This is a genomic window from Actinoallomurus oryzae (genome assembly GCF_039541955.1).
GTDB classification, from domain to species: domain Bacteria; phylum Actinomycetota; class Actinomycetes; order Streptosporangiales; family Streptosporangiaceae; genus Actinoallomurus; species Actinoallomurus oryzae.
Window position 1 is genome coordinate 207,208 of the sequence record NZ_BAABHF010000024.1, and the last position, 17,483, is coordinate 224,690.

The following is a 17,483-nucleotide window of genomic DNA, read 5'->3' on the forward strand; positions in this document are numbered from 1 at the left end:
ATGGGTCGGTCGAACTATTCATGCGTGCCTTGAGACGCCATCGCCTCCAAGCTGCCACATCTCATAGTTCCCACATTCCGCCGTGATCTCGGCCGTCGACTGAGCCGCAGTGACGAAGTCATCTACGACCGACGACGTGTGCGATGCCGCCACCGCGAGGCACACCTGGTCGGGCGCCAGATCCGGGATGGGCACATAGACGACGTCCGGATGCGAGTAGAACACAGACGCCGAACGGGCCAGGAAGGAGATGCCCCGTCCGGCCGCGACATGCTCCAGGGTCTCGTCCACCCCGCGCACCGGGTACCCGGCATTGGGGAGCGGGCGCTTGGTGGGCTGCGTGCTCGGGTCACCGTGCCAGACCAGCGGTTCGCCGGCCAGGTCGGCCTCGGTGACCTCCTCCTTGCCGGCAAGCCGGTGTCCGGCGGGCAGTACCGCTACCCGCGGCTCGGTGTACAGCGGGGTGACGCGCAGACCGGCCTCGTCGATGGGCAGCCGCACATAGCCGACGTCGATACGGCCGTCGAGCAGCATCGCAGCCTGGTCGTCCCCTTCGATCCGCTGCACGTCCACGACCACGTCCGGGTGCCGGTCCTCGAACGCACGGGCCGCCGGGATGACTGCAATGCCGGCCCGGAAACCGACCATCAGCCGCCGCTTGCCGCTGGCGGCCGCGGACACCCGGCGGCGGACCGCGTGGGTTGAGGCGAGCAGCGGAACAGCGTCGGCCAGCAGTTGCCGGCCCGCGTCTGTCAGCTCTACGCCGTGGCGATTCCTGGTGAACAGCGAGGCGCCGAGATCCTGCTCGAGCGCGCGAATCTGCCGGCTGAGCACCGGCTGTGCGATGTGAAGCTCATCGGCGGCACGGCCGAAATGCAGCTGGTCGGCCACGGTGACGAAGTAACGCAGTTTGCGCAGATCCAGATCCATGGAGCCTCCCAGCCCGGTGATGCCTTCAAGGTATCACCACAGCTCCAAGAGGTCTTGGACACCCACTCAGACCCGATGGCAGCCTGAAAACAGGCGCTTCAGGGCGCCGAAGTGAATTCGGTCCAAGAATTCGACACTGGAAATAGACAGCAGGGTCCAGACCCGGAAAGCAGAAACACCGATGAGCAGCATCAGCATTATCGGCCTGGGGACCATGACCCGCGCCATAGCCACCCGCGCGGTCGAGGGCGGCAACACCGTCGAGGTCATCGGCCGCGACGCGGTCCAGGCGAAAAACCTGGCCGCCGAGCTTGGCGGCGGCGCCACGGCCGGGACATTCGGCACCACCCCGGCCGGCGACCTCGTCATCCTCGCCGTGCCCTACGCCAGCGCCGTGCCGGTCGTCGCCCAGTACGGAGACGCGCTCGCCGGCAAGGTCATCATCGACATCACCAACACCTCTAACCCCGACGCCACCGGGCTGGTCACCCCCGATGACACCTCTGGTGCACAGGAGATCGCCAAGGCCGCACCGGCGAGCGCGCACGTCGTGAAGGCGTTCAACACCGTCTTCGGCCACATCCTGGCCCAGGGCGGCCCGCTGGACGTGCTTCTCGCCGGCGACGACGCGCGGGCCAAGGCGAGCGTCTCGGCGTTGATCGAGACCCTCGGGCTGCGCCCGCTGGACGCCGGCGGCCTGGAGGTAGCGCGCTGGCTGGAAGGGGCGGGCCTGGTGATGATCAGCCTGGCCCGCCACGGCGTGGGGAACTTCAACTTCTCCCTTGGCGTCAACCTCGCCGGCTGAGCACGCCCGCACCACCGCTTCTCGCATCACATCACGTACGCCGATCTGCGACGCGAAAAGCAGCCTTCCACCTACTCTCGCAAGGAACAGCAGCATGCGCGTTTTCGTAACTGGCGGGACCGGCCATTCCGGTTCATACATCGTCCCCGAGCTCATCGCCGCCGGGCACGAGGTCACCGGCCTGGCCCGGTCGGACGAGTCCGCGGCGGCACTGTCCGCGCTCGGCGCCAAGGTGCGTCGCGGCGACATCCAGGACCTCGACGGGCTCAAGGAGGCAGCCGCCGACTCCGACGGCGTCATCCACGTCGCGCACAGGCAAGACCTGCTTCCCTCCGGCGGGATCGACGCCGTGGCCGCCGCGGAGCTCCCAATCATGCTCGCCTACGGCGAGGCACTCGCGGGAACCGGAAAGCCGTTGGTCGCGGCGGGAAGCATTGGCTCGCCCGGGCAGCACCTGGGCCGACCGGCCACTGAGGAGGACCCGGCCCTTCCCGCCGGCGATGAGCACAAAGGCACCCTGCGGGCGCGCAACGTCGTGGAAACCGCCGTCGTCGGCCTCGCCGAGCGGGGAGTGCGATCTTCGGTCGTGCGGTTCGCCAACATCGCGCACAGCACGACCGATCGCGCCGGCTTCCTCGTGCAGCTGATCGCGCTCGCGAAGGAGAAGGGCTTCGTCGGCTACCCCGGAGACGGCACGAACCGGTGGAACGCCGTGCACGCCCGCGATGTCGCCTCCTTGTTCCGCTTGGCGCTGGAGAAGGGGCCGGCCGGCAAATACTGGCACGCGGTTGCGGACGGGGCCATCCCGCTCCGCGAGATCGCCGAGGCCATTGGCAGCCGCCTCGGCCTACCCGCCGTGAGCATTCCCGCGGACGAACTGATGGTGCCGGGATACTTCGGGTCCCTCGCGAACATCGTCACGCAGAGCTACCCGGCGTCCAACCTCATCACCCGCCAGACCCTCGGCTGGGAACCCACTCAGCCCAGCCTGCTCGCCGATTTGGACAACGGCCACTACTTCCCTGCCAGCTGATGGCAGGGACCCGAATCGCAACGAGTCTGGCAAATGAAAGGGAGGGAGGCCGAGAATATGACAACTGTGGGATTCGTCGGAAGCGGCGCCATCGGCACCACCATCGCGCGGCTCGCCGTCGGGGCTGGGCATCAGGTCGTGCTCAGCAACTCGCGCGGTCCCGAAACCCTCGCGGACACGGCCGCGGACCTGGGCCCGCGGGCGTCCGCGGCGACTAGCGGGGAGGCCGCGGCGGCCGGTGACATCGTCGTGGTCACGGTGCCGGTCAAGGCCTTCCCCAACTTGCCTGCCGCGCCACTGGCCGGGAAGACCGTCATCGACACATGTAACTACGGCCCCGAGCGTGACGGGCACATCCCCGAGCTCGAGAGCAAGTCGATCACCTCGAGCGAGCTGCTGCTGCGCTACATTCCGGGGGCCATGCTCGTGAAGGCCTTCAACAACATCTTCTTCAAGCACCTGCTGGCACTCGCCCGCCCGGCGGGGGCGACCGACCGCTCGTACCTGCCGATCGCCGGGGACTCCGCGCCGGCGAAGGCAGCGGTGACCGAATTCATCGAATCCATCGGGTACAGCGTGGTGGACGCGGGACGGCTGGCCGATGGCTGGCGGCAGGCGACGGGCACGCCGGTGTGGGGAACCCCGTACGGGCCGTACTCGAACGAGACGGGCCGGCCGGTCAGCGAGGACGCCATCCGCGCGGCACTGGCCACCGCAACGCGGTAACCGTCAATTATCGCGGACCGTGATGTGGTCCGGCCGTGCCATGCCCCCGCCCGGGGAATGCCGGGCGGGGGCTTATTTCGCACGCAGAGGCGTCGAATCCAGCGAAGGGTCTGCCCCTGCGTCTCGTCGCGCGGAGTCAGGTTCGACGTCGCTGGGTCAGGTCGCGGACTGCTCCCTAGGGGGCCAACCGCCCGCGAAGATTCGTGCTGGCCTCCTTGAGCTGGTGGTTCTCGGTCTTCAGGACCTGGACGATCCAGGCCAAGAGCTGCGCCTGGCTACGCAGATGGCTTGCCGTCGGAATGCAGCGGGGCGCCGAGCAGCAGGCGCATCGTGGCGTCGCTGATGGCTCTGATCTCTGCGGCGTCCTCGGTGCCGTCGCGACCCTGGGCGTGAGCAAGGGCCTCGCCGAGGAGCAGGGGCAGGGCGGTGTGGAGCCGGCGTCCGGATCGTTGACTCGGCCATGTGATGCCTGGGGCTCATGAGGCGAAGCGCCGCACGCCCATGGCGCGCTGTTCCCGGTTCGTTCCCGCGCGGGCCCAGAGATGACGAAAGCGGGGTCTCATCAGAGACTCCCGCCGTAGGTCAGACGCTGTGCTGGGGTACCAGGACTCGAACCTAGACTAACTGAACCAGAATCAGTCGTGCTGCCGATTACACCATACCCCACGGGCCGCGAACCCCTGGTCCGCAGCGCCTCAGCGAGTTTAGCGGACATTCACCACTCCTCGCGAACGCACGGCGGCAGGCGTCTCATACGTCCCACGGGACCGCCGGAAGCGCCGTGGCGGTCGCCGTTCGGGCTACTCTCCCCCCTGTGGAACGTTCGGGGGGTTTGTCGCGAGACAGTGCGACCTGGCTGCTGTACGCCGTCCTCAGCTGTTTCGGCTTCCTCCTCAACGGGCTCGGTGCCATCCTCGTGCCCCTTCAGAAGGATCTTCGGGTCGACCGGGACCAGGTCGCCTTCTACCCCACACTCTTCGCGGTCGGGCTGCTCATCGTCGGGGTGTTCGGGGGTGTGCTGGTCGGGTGGGTCGGCCGGGCGGTGACGCTGCGGCTGTCCATCGGCGGGATGATCGCCGGTGGGCTGCTCCTGGCGACCTCGCAGCAGGCGCTCACGCTCCTCGGCGCGCTGCTCATCGGGGTCGGCGGGGCGCTGCTCATCCAGCTGATCCCCGCCCTGCTGTCCGCTCTCCATCCGCACGCGCCTGCGGCGGCGGTCGGGGAGGCGAACGGGCTGGCGAGTGCGGCCTCCGTGCTCGCTCCCCTGATGGTGGCCGGGGCGCTCGCGACCGGGATGGGCTGGCGTGCCGGGTATCTCGTGGTGCCGCTAATCATGCTCGTCCTCGTGCTGGCGCCCGCCTGGCGGGTCCCGTTGCCGGCGGCCGAGGCACCCGCGCACGACGCGCCGCGCGCCGACGTGCGCCGGCTCATCGGGCCCTGGATCGAGGTGCTCTTCGCGGTGAGCGTGGAGTTCTGCATGGTGTTCTGGGCGGCCTCGGCGGTCACCGAGTGGCACCACGCGTCCGACGGCCTGGCGCCGGCGGTGGCCGACCTGTTCCTGGTCGGCATGGCGACCGGGCGGTCGCTGGCGGTCCCCATCACGCGGCGGCTCCCCCGCGATCGGCCGCTCATGCTCGTGTGCGCCGCGGTGGCCGCGGCCGGGTTCGTCCTCTTCTGGGCCGCGCCCACCCTGCCCCTGGCCGGCGCCGGGCTCGCGGTGACCGGGCTCGGGGTCGCCCTTCTCTACCCCACGACCGTCAGCCGTACGGTCGCCGCCTGGCCGCACGCGCCCGACCGGGCCGCCGCGCGCGCCGCGCTCGCTTCCGGCGTGGCGATCGGCGGCGCGCCGTTCGTGCTGGCCCACCTCGCCGACCTGACCGGGCTGCGCACCGCCTACCTGATCGTCCCGGTGCTGCTGGCCGCGCTCGTCGCCCGTACGCTCACCGCGCGCGGCGCCTAGCCCAGCACCAGTTCGGCGTACCGCTTCTTCATCGTCGCGACGACCTCGTCCGGGTCGGCGGCCCACACGTCGGCGTTGAAGATCTCCACCTCGATGTCGCCGGTGTATCCGGCGGCCTCGACGGCGGCGCGCAGCGGGCGGAAGTCGATCACCCCGTCGCCCATCATCGCCCGGCCCAGCAGGACGTCCGACGGCAGCGGGTCGAGGAAGTCGCACACCTGGAAGCTCGCGATCCGTGATCCCGCGCGGGCGATCGAGGCGAACACCTCCGGGTCCCACCAGACGTGGAAGCAGTCGACCACCACCCCGACCTCCGGCGGCGCGAGGTCGAGCGCCTGAGCGAGCGTCGACACCACCGACCGGTCCGCGCAGTACATCGGGTGCAGCGGCTCCACGGCCAGGCGTACGCCGCGCTCGGCCGCGTACGGCACCAGCTCGGCCAGCGCGCCGGCCACCTGGGCGCGGGCACCGGCGAGGTCGCGGGACCCGGCGGGCAGCCCACCCGGCACCAGGACGAGGCAGGCCGCCTCCAGGACCGCCGCCTCGTCGATGGCCCGGTGGTTCTGCTCGCGCCAGTCCGGCCCGCTGAAGAAGCCGCCGCGGCACAGGGACGAGACGCGCAGGCCCGCGGAGCGTACGAGCGCGGCGGTCGCCTCCAGGCCGTGGTCGGCGACGTGCTCGCGCCACAGCCCGATCGCCTCCAGGCCGTGGCGTACGCAGCCGTCCACGGCCTCGGCGACCGACCAGCGCCGCGTCGTCCACTGGTTCAGCGACAGGCGGTTCACAGTACTCCGGCGGTGGTGAGGAACGACCGCATCCGGCGTACGGCCAGGTCCGGGTCGGGCAGCAGTCCGGCCTGGTCCGCGAGCCGGAACACGTCGGTCAGGTGCAGCACCGACCGGGCGCTCTGCGCGCCGCCCACCATCACGAACGCGTCCTGGTGGCCGGCCAGCCAGGCGAGGAAGACCAGGCCGGTCTTGTAGTGATAGGTCGGCGGCTCGAAGATCTTGCGGGCCAGCGGCAGCGTGCGGTTCAAGATGTCGTCGTAGTCGCCGGTCTCGCCCCGGTCGAGGGCGGCCAGGGCCGCGGACGCCGCCGGGGCGATCGCGTCGAAGACGCCGAGCAGCGCGTCGCTGCCGTCCTTGATCAGCGAGGGATAGTCGAGGTCGTCGCCGGTGTAGAGCCGTACGCCCTCGGGGAGCGCCTCCCGCAGCCGCGTCTCGCGTCCGGGGTCGAGGAGGGACACCTTGACGCCGTCGATGGCCGGGGCATGCGCCTTCACCAGGTCCAGGAAGGACGACGTGGCCTCCTCGGCGTCGCCGCTCCCCCAGTATCCGGCCAGCCTCGGGTCGAACATCTCCCCCAGCCAGTGCAGGATCACCGGCCGCGACGTCTGCCGCAGCAGCCGCCCGTACACCTCGTGGTAGTCCTCCGGGCCACGGGCGGCGGCGGCGAGCTGCCGGCTGGCCATGAGGATCACGCGGGCGCCGGTCTGCTCGACCACCGCGACCTGTTCCTCGTACGCGTCCGCGATCGCCGCCGCCGAGTCGGCCTCCGGCGCGTGGTCGGTGCCGGCGCCGCAGGCGAGCAGGTCGTACGGGTCGCCGAAGGCCTTCGCCTCGGCCGCGCTGCGGCGGACGAGCTCACGGGTCGTGTCCCAGTCGAGGCCCGCGCCGCGCTGGGCGGTGTCCATCGCGTCGGCCACGCGCAGGCCGCAGGACCACAGGTGGCGGCGGTAGGCCAGCGTGGTGTCCCAGTCGAGGCTCGCCGGCTCCGCCAGCGGGTCGGCGACGACGTGCGCGGCCGCGTACGCGACGCGTGAGGTGGGCAGGCCCTCCGCCCGTGGCCAGGCGTACGGGCCCTTCAGCTCGTACGGCTCCAGCGCCCCTCCCGGTGCGGGGAGAAGGAGGAAGCGGCGGCCCGGCCGGCGCAGGACCCGGTTCTCACGTGTGATCATCGAGCGTCTCCAGTTCGATTCGGCGGCCCTCCGCCGAGGATTGCAGGCCCGCCTCCGCGACGTACACCCCACGGGCCCCGGCGCCGAAGTCGTGCGGGAACGGCGCGTCCTCGACGACGTGCCGGACGAACATCTCCCACTGGACCTTGAACGCGTTGTCGAAGTCCTCGTTGTCCGGAACCTCCTGCCACTGGTCGCGGAAGCCGTGGTTCGCGGGCAGGTCGGGGTTCCAGACGGGCTTCGGCGTCGTGCCGCGGTGCTGGACCCGGCAGTTGCGCAGGCCGGCCACGGCGCTGCCGTGCGTGCCGTCGACCTGGAACTCCAGCAGCTCGTCGCGGTTCACCCGTACGCACCAGGAGGAGTTGATCTGTGCGATGGCCCCGCCGTCGAGCTCGAAGATGCCGTACGCCGCGTCATCCGCGGTCGCGGTGTACGGCTTGCCCTCCTCGTCGGTGCGTTCCGCGATGTGCGTCACGGCGCGTGCGGTCACCGCGTCGATCCGGCCGAAGAGGCCTTCCAGGACGTACGTCCAGTGCGGGAACATGTCGAGGGCGATCCCGCCGCCGTCCTCGGCGCGGTAGTTCCACGACGGGCGCTGGGCGGGTTGCCAGTCGCCCTCGAACACCCAGTAGCCGAACTCCCCGCGTACCGACAGGATCCGGCCGAAGAAGCCGCCGTCGACGAGCCTCTTGAGCTTGCGCAGGCCGGGGAGGAAGAGCTTGTCCTGTACGACGCCGTTCTTGACGCCCTTTTCCCGCGCGAGCCGGGCCAGCCGGAGCGCGCCGGTGAGATCCTCGGCGGTCGGCTTCTCGACGTAGACGTGCTTGCCGGCCTCGATCGCCTGCGTGACCGCCGGGACACGCGCCTGGGTGACCTGGGTGTCGAAGTAGATCTCGGCGTCCGGGTCGGCGAGGGCCTCGGGGAGCGATGCCGTCCAGTCCTCGATACCGTGCTCCTCGGCGAGGGCGCGCAGCTTGGCGGGGGTCCGCCCGACGAGGATGGGCCGCAGCAGGACACGGCCGCCGTCACCGAGCGGCACCCCTCCCTGCTCGTTGATCGCCAGCACCGACCGCACGAGATGCTGACGATGCCCCATCCGGCCGGTGACGCCGTTCATGATGACGCCAAGGGTGCGTGTGGTCATCAATGACCTCTTCAGCGTGGAGGGAAAGCGCTTTCCGCGCCACCGTACGCAGGCGGCAGGCAGCGTGTCCAGATCATCCGTCCACACCGCCGGTCCAGAGCGTCCCGCCGGGCGGGCGCCCGTCGGGCACCAAGATCACGACTTACCGACATTCGCCCCCGCGGGTCGGCGGACGCGACAGCATGGCCGTCGTCGACGGCTTCGGCGCTGACGCAGGTGGCGTCCGACGACCACCCTGGAGGGAGATGACTCGTGCACATACGCTCCACGCTGACGCGCCGTCGCCCCAGCGTGCCCTCGGTTTTCGCGTGGGCGCAGTTGGTCGCGGCGGCCACCGGCCTCGTCTGCGCCGCCGCGCACGCGCTGCGGGAGCAGGAGTTTCCTGCCCTGTTCGGGCAGTGGGACCGCTTACCCGTCCCTCTGGTGATCACCGCTTCGGCGGCCGCCGCCGTCGTCTTCATCATGCGCGGCCACCCCGGCCGCGCGATGACGGCGGCGAGCCTCCCGCTCGCGGCGCACCTGCTGGCGACGGTCTCCCTCCTTCCCCTGTCCGAATGGCTTTCGCTGGGCTCCTGGGTGCGTCAGGCGCTGACAGCGCCGCTCGCGCAGGCGCGGATACGGCCGGCTCCGGTGCTGTTGACGATCAGCGACTGGCTGTGCATGGCCGCCATCGCCTTCGGCGCCGTGGTCGCGGCGGGCCTCGCCGGAACGGCGCGGCATCGGGAACGACGCTCACCGGTTCGACCGGGAGCACCGGCCGTGATCGCGGTCACGTCGGTCTTCGCGATCGCCGCGTACTGGGCAGGCGAGTATCTCCTGGCCAAGGGAGGGCCGCCGGGCTGGGGCGAATCGACGCGCCCGGCATTCGTCGCGCTGGCCGCCGCGGCGGTCACGGCGCTGATCGACGTGCACACCCGCTGGGCCGCCCGCGAAGGCATGACCACTGTCGCGGCGGCGTCGGCGGGCGTGTCCGGCGTAGTCCTGATCCTGCCCTTGGCGTGGCAGCTGTGGCCGGTGGCGCAGCGGTGGCTGGGACACCCGGCACCGACCCGTTACATCGGTGTAGGGATGGTCGGCATCGCCCGCCGGCAGGGCCTGGCGGAAGGCATGTTCTCCCTGGGCTCGGCGCTGATGCGGGTGGCGGTCGTGCTGGCAGCGCTCACCGCGGCGCACCGTGCAGCCACCGCCCGCAAGCCGGCCGCCCTCCGCCCCCGAAGCTGAACACGGCGAACCGCACCCAGCGCACCCGACGCTCAGGACGCGAGTGGCTCGCGGTTGCGAGGGGCGCTCTCACCATGCCGAGCCCGGGTGAGAGGGCCCCTCACACGAACTGAGGACCGCCGCGTCGGCCGCATTGAGCGCGCTCGCCGCGTTGGGAGCGGGGCTCAGGACAGGGCGGTGGCGGCCTTTCGGAGGCGGGCCAGGGTGCGGTCTCGGCCGAGGACCTGCAGGGACTCGAACAGCGGGAGGCCGACCGTGCGGCCGGTGACCGCGACGCGGATCGGGGCCTGGGTCTTGCCGAGTTTCAGGCCGTGGGCGACGCCGACCGCCTCCGTGCGGGACTTCAGCTCTTCGGCCGTCCAGGGCGCGTCGGTGTAGGTCTCGATCGCGGCGGCGAGGATCGCGGCGGCGGGCTCCTTCATCGCCTTGTTCCACGAGGCCTCGTCGATCTCGGGCTCATCCAGGAACGCGAAGTCCACGATGGCCGTGATCTCGGACATGACCGCGACGCGGGTCTGGGCGAGCGGGGCGAGGGCGGCGAAGACGTCCTCGTCGTACTGCTCCGGCGTCCACGGGGCCTGCGGGGCGGCCAGCCACGGGCGGCAGCGCGCGATGAAGTCGGCGAGCGGCAGGGCGCGGATGTATTCGCCGTTGAACGCGCGCAGCTTCTTGACGTCGAAGAACGCCGGCGACGGGTTGACGTCCTCGAGCCGGAACTCCTCCTCGATCACGCTCCACGGCACGATCTCGCGGTCACCCGACGGGGCCCAGCCCAGCAGCATCAGGTAGTTGCGCATCGCCTCGGCGAGGTAGCCCTCGGCCTGGTAGTCCTCCAGCGCGACCTTGTCGCGGCGCTTGGAGAGCTTCTGCCGCTTCTCGTTGACGACCACGGGCACATGCGCCCAGGTCGGCGGCTGCGCGCCCAGCGCCTCCCACAGCATCTGCTGCTTGGGGGTGTTGGACAGGTGCTCCTCCGCGCGGATCACGTGGGTGATGCCCTGCGTCATGTCGTCCACGACGTTCGCCAGCATGAACAGCACCGAACCGTCGCCGCGGGCGATGACGAAGTCCTCGATCGTGGCGTTCTCGAACGCGGGCTTGCCACGGATCAGGTCGATGACGACCGTCGTGCCCTCGTCGGGGGTGCGGAAGCGCAGCGCCCGGCCCGGCGCGGCCTGCAGGCCACGGTCGCGGCAGTGCCCGTCGTAGCCCTTGTAGGAGTCGCCGGTGCGGGCGATCACGTCGTCGCGGGTGCAGTCGCAGAAGTACGCGCGGCCGGCGACGCGAAGACGCTCCACGGCCTTCCGATGCTCGTCGGCGTTGGCCGACTGGAAGAACGGGCCCTCGTACTGGTTTTCGTCGATGCCGAGCCACGCGAGCGCCCGGATGATCCCCTCGGTCCACTCGGGGCGGTTGCGGGAGGCGTCGGTGTCCTCGATGCGCAGCACGAGAGTGCCGCCGTGCTGGCGGGCGTACAGCCAGTTGTGCAGCGCCGATCGCGCGCCGCCGACGTGGAACATGCCGGTCGGCGAGGGCGCGAAGCGCACGCGGGGCTTGTCGTTAATCACGTGAGATCACCCGGTTGGTGAGCGTGCCGATGTTCTCGATGGTGACGGAGACCTCATCGTCGACCTCCAGCGGGCCGACGCCTTCGGGCGTGCCGGTGAGGATGACGTCTCCGGGGAGCAAGGTCATCACCTGAGTGATGTACTCGATCAGCTCGGGGATGCGATGCAGCAGCTTGTCCGTACGGGAGGCCTGACGGGTCTCGCCGTTGACGGTCGTGGTGATGGCGAGGTCGGACGGGTCGAGCTCGGTCTCGATCCACGGGCCGAGCGGGCAGAAGGTGTCGAAGCCCTTCGCCCGCGTCCACTGGCCGTCCTTCTTTTGCAGGTCGCGCGCTGTCACGTCGTTGGCGCAGGTGTAGCCGAGGATGACCTCGGCGGCCCGCTCCGCCGGCACGTCACGGCACAGGCGCCCGACGACCACGGCGAGTTCGCCCTCGTAGTCGACGCGCTCGGACAGCGACGGGTAGACGATCGCCTCCCGCTGCCCGATCACGGACGTGGACGGCTTCATGAAGATCAACGGCTCCGCCGGCGCCTCGTTGCCCATCTCCTTGGCGTGCTCGGCGTAGTTGCGGCCGACCGCGATCACCTTGTTGGGAAGGATCGGCGCCGTCAGCCGTACGTCGGCCAGCGGCTGGCGCTCCCCCGTGAACTGGATCTCGCCGAAGGGATGGGCGGCCACGGTGGCGATGGTGTCGTCGTCCTCGACCACCCCGAAGGACAGGTCGCCGTCTTTGGTGAACCTCGCGATACGCACGAGACTGAGGCTATCGAGCCCGGGAGGCCGACGTCGCAACAGTGGGCCGGTTGTGGATAACCGCGGTCACCGTACGAAGGTGCAGGGCGTGCCGTTGAAACGGCAGTTCGTGGGCATACCCGGACGGCCCGAGCCGCCGAACCGCACCTCGAACTCGTCGCCGGGGGCGATCGGCTCGGCGGTCGCGGCGTTGACGATCGCGACGTTCTGCCCCGTCTGCCGCAGGACGACCTCCCACGCGTTGTGGACGTCGGCGCCGGGATAGGTGAACGTCAGCGTCCACGAACGCAGGGGCGTCGCGCCGCGGTTGACGAGCGTGACGGTGCCCTCGAAGTAGCCGGTGTCACGTTCGACGGTGCGGTAGCGGAACCGAGGCGCGGCGGCCTTGCTGCTCGTCTCGCGCGGACAGAACTCACCCGCGCACCCGGCCTGGGGATGAGAGGCGCCGCCGAGCCGCCCGAACGCCAACGCGATGGCCCCGGCGACCACGACCGCGGCGCCGGCCGCGACGAACGCCATCGTCGTACGGCGCGGTCCCGCCCCGGACGGAGGATGCCCACCGGGCGACGGCTGCGCACCGGACGGCGACTGCACGCCGGACGGGAGGTGCTCACCGGACGGCAGCGGCCCAACGGGCGAAAGATACTCGCCGGACGGTGGATGCCCACCCGGTGAAGGCTGCTCACCGGACGGTAGCCGCCCGGTGGGCGGGAGGTGCTCGCCGTGTTCGACGGACGGCAGGTACTCGGCGGGCGGCTCGCCGCGTGACACCCCGGTACGCCCGCCGTACCGGGGCGCCGACTGGTCGTGCTGCGTCTCCGGCGTCGTGAACGGGGCCACGACCGCGTCCCAGGGTCCGGACCGGCTGCTCGGCGTCTCGGGGAGATCACTCGCGGCCTCGGGAGCGGCGCTCGCCGCCTCCGGAAGGTCGTGGCCGGGTACGGGCAGTTCGCGGGTGAGCATCGGAAGGTCGGGCGGTGCCCCGGCGGTCTCCGGCGGGGCGGCCACCTCGCGGGTACGCGGCTCGTTCCCCGGCTGCGCGGAGCCACCGCCGGCCGGTGCGGCGGCGCCGGTCTCGCCGACCGGCATCTCCTGCGTCGGCGCGGCATTCCCCGGCCACCCGCCCGCCGGGGCCGGTGGCGCCGGTGACGCGCCTCCGGTCACCGGCGCGTCGGTCGCGTGTCCGCTGGAGGATTCGTGGTCCGGCCGGACCCAGGGGGCTTCCGGGTCGCCCGGAGTGTTCGTCACCGTGTCACCGTCTTCCGGTCTCTACCGACATCTCCGGACTTCGACGGCGACACGGCGCGGACGGTTTCACCTCACGAGCGGACGGTTGAGCGGGGGCACCCCCGCGGCGATCCGAGTACGTGCAGTGCCTCTCAGGCCTCGATGGGGCGGTCAAGGGCCCGGCAGGCGGCCACGTGCTGCTGGCGCTCCAGCAGGGCCATGACGGACTCCATCGCCTCCTGGTCGCCGGAGCGCGTCGTCAGCCGCCGGCTGGCCTCGGCGATCAGAAGAAGCTCGATATCGCGGTCGTACCGCAACCAGTGCTGAGAAGTCTGCAACTCCGACACATCCCCCGGATCAACGAAAGCAAGTACTCGCGACGCCCCCAGCGCCACAGGAGGAAGAGTCTGCCGTCAGACATTTCCGCCCCGCCACTTATTTAGCATCATTCGCTGAGGAAACTCACATCCGCGCGGACCTGCACGTGCAGACGCACGTGTTCGACCACTGAAACACCCCGACGACCCCCAAATTGGACATTTTCTCTTCATTGGCTCTTCATAACCACCGCACAAGACACCCCTCATCCGCAGCGGAGACGGAGCGCGCGACAATGCCCTCATGAGCGTCGTGAAGATCAACGTCCTGACCGTTCCGGAGCCCATGCGCGCCGAGTTGGAGCGCCGGTTCGCCGGGCGGGCCGGTCTCGTGGAGAACGCCGAAGGCTTCGAGGAGTTCGCCCTGCTCCGCCCCGCCGGCGGCAACGACCGCTACCTCGTGTACACACGCTGGCGGAGCGAGGAGGACTTCCAGCGCTGGACCGAAAGCCAGTCGTTCCAGAAGGGCCACGAACAGGCACGTGCCGACGCCGAACGCGACGCCCCCGAAGGCCACGGCCACGGGCACGGGCACGGAGGCCCCGCGGCGACCGGCTCCGAGCTGTGGTCCTTCGAGGTCGTCGAACGCGCCACGCCCAAGGACTGATCACGCCGGCCGCGGCGGAACCCGTACTCAGGCCGGTGAGTGGCCGGCACGCAGGAGGCAGTACGTCACCGACTCCTCCAGGGCGTCCCAGGACGCGGCGATCACGTCGTCCTGGACGCCGACGGTGCCCCACTCCCCGGTCGAGTCACTCGACTCGATGAGCACCCGCGTACGCGCCTCCGTACCGTGCGTGCCCTCCAGGATGCGGACCTTGTAGTCGACGAGCTCCAGCGCGGACAGCTCGGGGTAGATGCGTTCGAGCGCCAGCCGAAGCGCGCGGTCGAGGGCGTTGACCGGGCCGTTCCCCTCGCCGGTGGCGACGATCCGCTCCCCCTTGGCGTACAGCTTGACGGTGGCCTCGCTCATCAGCGAGCCGTCGGTGCGGCGCTCGACGATGGTCCGCCACGACTCGACGGTGAAGAACCGGGTCCGCGCCCCCTCGACCTCCTCGCGCAGCAGCAGTTCGAAGGACGCGTCCGCGGCCTCGAAGGTGTACCCGGAGGCCTCCAGCTCCTTGACCCGCCCGACGACCTGCTTGGCCTTCTCACCGGACAGCTCGTACCCCAGCTCGCGGCCCTTGAGCTCCACCGACGCCCGGCCGGCCATGCTGGAGATCAGCATCCGCATGTCGTTGCCGACGAGTTCGGGGTCGATGTGCTGGTACAGCATCGGGTCGACCTTGACCGCCGAGGCGTGCAGCCCGGCCTTGTGCGCGAACGCCGAGGTCCCGACGTACGGCTGCTGCGACGACGGCGCGACGTTCGTCACCTCCGACACCGCGTGCGCCACACGCGTCATCTCGCCGAGCCGGACACCGAGGTCGTACCCCCGCTTGAGCTGGAGGTTCCCGACCACGGTGAACAGGTTGGCGTTCCCGCTGCGCTCGCCGTACCCGTTGGCACATCCCTGCACATGCGTCACTCCCGCGCTCACCGCCGCCAGCGTGTTGGCGACCGCGCAGCCGCTGTCGTCGTGGCAGTGGACGCCGAGGCGCGCCCCGGACTCGGCGACGGCGCCGACCACGTCGGCCAGCTCGTCCGGGAGCATCCCCCCGTTGGTGTCGCACAGTGCGACCACGTCCGCGCCGGCCTCGGCCGCCGTCCGTACGACCTCCAGGGCGTACGCCGGGTTGGACCGGTAGCCGTCGAAGAAGTGCTCGGCGTCGAGGAAGACCCGCTGGCCCTCCGCACGCAGGTGGGAGACCGTGTCGCGGATCATCGCGAGGTTCTCCTCCAGGGTCGTACGGAGGGCCAGCTCGACGTGCCGGTCGTGACTCTTGGCGACAAGGGTCACGACCGGCGCGCCGGACTCGCGCAGCGCGGCCACGAGTGGGTCGTCCGCGGCCTTCGCGCCGGCCCGGCGGGTCGCGCCGAACGCGGCGAGCTGCGCGTGCTTGAGATCGAGTTCGGTCCGGGCGTGCCGGAAGAACTCGGTGTCCTTCGGGTTGGCGCCGGGCCAGCCGCCCTCGATGAAACCGACACCCAGCTCGTCGAGGTGACGCGCGATGGCGATCTTGTCGGCCACAGAGAGGTTGAGGCCCTCCTGCTGGGCCCCGTCACGAAGCGTCGTGTCGTAGACGTGGAAGCCGTCGTCATGCATGGGGTATCGAGTCCTTTGGGATACGAGAGGCGCACTGCTCCGAAAAGCAAAATGACCCCTCACGGACGTGAGAGGTCTGCGCGCCGGCGATGTGGTGCTATCAGCCGACGCGCCCGCCGATAATGAGAAGGCCGCAGCGCATGATGCGACCGAGTCTGCCACATGTGTACGGCAAGTGACACCTGGTGTTCCACACTCTGAGACGACGTGAGATCCGAGCAGGTCATCGATGACCGGATCGTGATGAGCGGTGCCCACCACGGCTCACGCCGGCATCATCTTCCGTCTCCTGCTCCAGCTCCTCCGCTCGACCTGCCGGCCCCCTGGAGCATCACCCTCGACACCGCCGCCCTGGTCGGCTGACCTGAGGCCGCCCGGTCGGCTCTCGGGGCGGGCCTCAGGTCGTTCGGTGGCCGGCCTCAGGCCGTCTTGTGGATCCAGCCGTACGTGTCGGGGCGCTCGCCGTGCTGCATGCCGACGAGTTCCTCGCGCAGGCGCATGGTCACCGGGCCCGGCTCGCCCGAGCCGACCAGCCACTCACCGCTCGTGCTCTTCACGCGCCCGACGGGGGTGATCACCGCGGCGGTGCCGCACGCGAAGACCTCGGTCAACTCGCCCGAGGCGCTGCCCTCGCGCCATTCGTCGGTGGAGATGCGGCCCTCCTCGGCGGGGATGCCCAGGTCGGGGGCGAGTTGCAGCAGCGAGTCGCGGGTGATGCCGGGGAGCAGCGTGCCGGTGAGGGCCGGCGTCATGATGCGGGCGTCCGCCCCTGAGCCGTACACGAAGAAGAGGTTCATGCCGCCCATCTCCTCGACCCAGCGGTGCTCGTTGGCGTCGAGCCAGACCACCTGGTCGCAGCCCTCACGCACCGCCTGGGCCTGGGCGACGAAGGCTCCGGCGTAGTTGCCGCCGCACTTGGCCGCCCCGGTGCCGCCGGGAGCGGCGCGGGTGTAGTCCTCCGAGAGCCAGACCGAGACCGGCTTGATGCCGCCGGTGAAGTACGCGCCGGAGGGCGAGGCGATGACGACGAACATGAAGGAGGACGACGGGCTGTTCACGCCGAGCCCGCGCTGCGTGGCGATCAGGAAGGGACGCAGGTAGAGGCTGGAATCCGCATCGGCGGGAACCCAGTCGCGGTCGGTGTCGACAAGCAGCTCCAGCGAGCGGACGAACAGCTCCTCGGGCAGCGGCGGCATCGCCATCCGCTCACACGAGGTGTTGAAACGGGCCGCGTTGGCGTACGGCCGGAAGGTCACGATCGAGCCGTCGGCCTGGCGGTACGCCTTGAGTCCCTCGAACAGCTCCTGGCCGTAGTGGAACACTGCCGTCGCCGGGTCGAGCGTCAAGGGGCCGTACGGCTCCAGGCGCGCGTCGTGCCAGCCCTCCTCTTCGGTCCACTGGATCGTGATCATGTGGTCCGTGAAGAACCGGCCGAAGCCCGGGTTGTCGAGGATCCGCTGTCGTTCCTCGGCCGGCGTACGGTTCTGGGAGAGCCGGATGTCGAAGGTGTTGCTCATCTGGAGGTCCTCTCGCGGCGCGGCCCCGTGCCGCCCTTGCCCATCTTTTCTTATT

At 70.4% G+C, this 17,483-nt stretch carries 17 protein-coding genes and 1 tRNA gene; 7 read left to right on the plus strand and 11 right to left on the minus strand.

The genetic code is table 11. The features are described from left to right. Positions 1-18: 18 nt before the first annotated feature. Positions 19-930: a LysR family transcriptional regulator gene (locus ABEA10_RS22160; protein ID WP_345466779.1), complete on the minus strand. Its 912-nt coding sequence runs from the start codon at positions 928-930 to the stop codon at positions 19-21. Positions 931-1,111: 181 nt separating this feature from the next. On the opposite strand from ABEA10_RS22160, the gene ABEA10_RS22165 reads away from it, so the two are divergent. The 3 genes from ABEA10_RS22165 (at position 1,112) to ABEA10_RS22175 (ending at position 3,494) form a co-directional block, all read left to right on the plus strand. Next, entirely contained in the window at positions 1,112-1,735 is a 624-nt protein-coding gene (locus ABEA10_RS22165; protein ID WP_345466781.1) for an NADPH-dependent F420 reductase, read from the plus strand. A 94-nt stretch (positions 1,736-1,829) separates the two neighbouring features. Then, positions 1,830-2,768 carry an SDR family oxidoreductase gene (locus ABEA10_RS22170; RefSeq protein WP_345466783.1) on the plus strand — a complete coding sequence of 313 codons (939 nt, stop codon included), beginning with the start codon at positions 1,830-1,832 and terminating at the stop codon, positions 2,766-2,768. 33 nt (positions 2,769-2,801) lie between these two features. After that, positions 2,802-3,494 carry an NADPH-dependent F420 reductase gene (locus ABEA10_RS22175; RefSeq protein ID WP_345466786.1) on the plus strand — a complete coding sequence of 231 codons (693 nt, stop codon included), beginning with the start codon at positions 2,802-2,804 and terminating at the stop codon, positions 3,492-3,494. A 594-nt stretch (positions 3,495-4,088) separates the two neighbouring features. Here the strand turns inward: ABEA10_RS22175 and ABEA10_RS22180 are convergent. Beyond that, positions 4,089-4,160 (minus strand) — tRNA-Gln (locus ABEA10_RS22180). Between the two features lie 166 nt (positions 4,161-4,326). Here ABEA10_RS22180 and ABEA10_RS22185 point away from each other — a divergent pair. Then, positions 4,327-5,454, plus strand: coding sequence for an MFS transporter (locus ABEA10_RS22185; protein ID WP_345466788.1), 1,128 nt, complete (start codon positions 4,327-4,329; stop codon positions 5,452-5,454). Here ABEA10_RS22185 and ABEA10_RS22190 read toward each other — a convergent pair. The 3 genes from ABEA10_RS22190 to ABEA10_RS22200 are packed head-to-tail and all read right to left on the minus strand — an operon-like array spanning position 5,451 to position 8,555. Beyond that, entirely contained in the window at positions 5,451-6,239 is a 789-nt protein-coding gene (locus ABEA10_RS22190) for a sugar phosphate isomerase/epimerase family protein (protein WP_345466790.1), read from the minus strand. The genes ABEA10_RS22185 and ABEA10_RS22190 overlap by 4 nt on opposite strands. Then, positions 6,236-7,411, minus strand: coding sequence for a DUF993 family protein (locus ABEA10_RS22195; protein ID WP_345466792.1), 1,176 nt, complete (start codon positions 7,409-7,411; stop codon positions 6,236-6,238). Before ABEA10_RS22195 ends, ABEA10_RS22190 begins: the two co-directional genes overlap by 4 nt. Then, positions 7,398-8,555 (minus strand): Gfo/Idh/MocA family protein, encoded by a 1,158-nt coding sequence (locus ABEA10_RS22200; protein WP_345466794.1) that lies wholly within the window; start codon positions 8,553-8,555, stop codon positions 7,398-7,400. The genes ABEA10_RS22195 and ABEA10_RS22200 overlap by 14 nt, the downstream gene beginning before the upstream one ends. 252 nt (positions 8,556-8,807) lie before the next feature. On the opposite strand from ABEA10_RS22200, the gene ABEA10_RS22205 reads away from it, so the two are divergent. Then, the gene (locus ABEA10_RS22205) at positions 8,808-9,776 is read left to right on the plus strand and encodes a hypothetical protein (RefSeq protein ID WP_345466796.1); all 969 of its coding nucleotides are present in this window, start codon (positions 8,808-8,810) and stop codon (positions 9,774-9,776) included. 164 nt (positions 9,777-9,940) lie between these two features. Here ABEA10_RS22205 and gltX read toward each other — a convergent pair whose 3' ends face one another. The 4 genes from gltX to ABEA10_RS22225 all read right to left on the minus strand — a co-directional run bounded on the left by gltX (position 9,941) and on the right by ABEA10_RS22225 (position 13,666). Next, entirely contained in the window at positions 9,941-11,344 is a 1,404-nt protein-coding gene (gene gltX, locus ABEA10_RS22210) for a glutamate--tRNA ligase (protein WP_425550937.1), read from the minus strand. Then, on the minus strand, positions 11,337-12,101 hold the full coding sequence (locus ABEA10_RS22215; RefSeq protein WP_329256295.1) for a fumarylacetoacetate hydrolase family protein: 765 nt from the start codon (positions 12,099-12,101) through the stop codon (positions 11,337-11,339). The genes gltX and ABEA10_RS22215 overlap by 8 nt, the downstream gene beginning before the upstream one ends. Before the next feature lie 66 nt (positions 12,102-12,167). Next, positions 12,168-13,349, minus strand: a complete 1,182-nt coding sequence (locus tag ABEA10_RS22220) for a cellulose binding domain-containing protein (protein WP_345466801.1) — start codon at positions 13,347-13,349, stop codon at positions 12,168-12,170. Between the two features lie 131 nt (positions 13,350-13,480). After that, positions 13,481-13,666 (minus strand): hypothetical protein, encoded by a 186-nt coding sequence (locus tag ABEA10_RS22225; protein ID WP_329256291.1) that lies wholly within the window; start codon positions 13,664-13,666, stop codon positions 13,481-13,483. Positions 13,667-13,949: 283 nt separating this feature from the next. Between ABEA10_RS22225 and ABEA10_RS22230 the strand changes: the two genes are divergently transcribed. Continuing rightward, on the plus strand, positions 13,950-14,312 hold the full coding sequence (locus tag ABEA10_RS22230) for an antibiotic biosynthesis monooxygenase family protein (protein WP_329256289.1): 363 nt from the start codon (positions 13,950-13,952) through the stop codon (positions 14,310-14,312). A gap of 27 nt (positions 14,313-14,339) precedes the next feature. On the opposite strand, the gene cimA is transcribed toward ABEA10_RS22230, so the two are convergent. Continuing rightward, positions 14,340-15,911, minus strand: coding sequence for a citramalate synthase (gene cimA, locus ABEA10_RS22235; RefSeq protein WP_329256287.1), 1,572 nt, complete (start codon positions 15,909-15,911; stop codon positions 14,340-14,342). A 207-nt stretch (positions 15,912-16,118) separates the two neighbouring features. Between cimA and ABEA10_RS22240 the strand changes: the two genes are divergently transcribed. After that, the gene (locus tag ABEA10_RS22240; protein WP_345466805.1) at positions 16,119-16,274 is read left to right on the plus strand and encodes a hypothetical protein; all 156 of its coding nucleotides are present in this window, start codon (positions 16,119-16,121) and stop codon (positions 16,272-16,274) included. 56 nt (positions 16,275-16,330) lie between these two features. Here ABEA10_RS22240 and ABEA10_RS22245 read toward each other — a convergent pair whose 3' ends face one another. After that, complete coding sequence (locus tag ABEA10_RS22245) at positions 16,331-17,428, minus strand: branched-chain amino acid aminotransferase (protein WP_329256285.1); 1,098 nt, start codon at positions 17,426-17,428, stop codon at positions 16,331-16,333. Positions 17,429-17,483: the final 55 nt, after the last annotated feature.

Bases quoted from the DNA above. Each gene is read 5' to 3' on its own strand.
- ABEA10_RS22160 (WP_345466779.1), bottom strand. From the start codon at position 930: ATGGATCTGGATCTGCGCAAACTGCGTTACTTCGTCACCGTGGCCGAC.
- ABEA10_RS22165 (WP_345466781.1), top strand. From the start codon at position 1,112: ATGAGCAGCATCAGCATTATCGGCCTGGGGACCATGACCCGCGCCATA.
- ABEA10_RS22170 (WP_345466783.1), top strand. From the start codon at position 1,830: ATGCGCGTTTTCGTAACTGGCGGGACCGGCCATTCCGGTTCATACATC.
- ABEA10_RS22175 (WP_345466786.1), top strand. From the start codon at position 2,802: ATGAAAGGGAGGGAGGCCGAGAATATGACAACTGTGGGATTCGTCGGA.
- ABEA10_RS22195 (WP_345466792.1), bottom strand. From the start codon at position 7,411: ATGATCACACGTGAGAACCGGGTCCTGCGCCGGCCGGGCCGCCGCTTC.
- ABEA10_RS22200 (WP_345466794.1), bottom strand. From the start codon at position 8,555: ATGACCACACGCACCCTTGGCGTCATCATGAACGGCGTCACCGGCCGG.
- ABEA10_RS22230 (WP_329256289.1), top strand. From the start codon at position 13,950: ATGAGCGTCGTGAAGATCAACGTCCTGACCGTTCCGGAGCCCATGCGC.
- cimA (WP_329256287.1), bottom strand. From the start codon at position 15,911: ATGCATGACGACGGCTTCCACGTCTACGACACGACGCTTCGTGACGGG.
- ABEA10_RS22245 (WP_329256285.1), bottom strand. From the start codon at position 17,428: ATGAGCAACACCTTCGACATCCGGCTCTCCCAGAACCGTACGCCGGCC.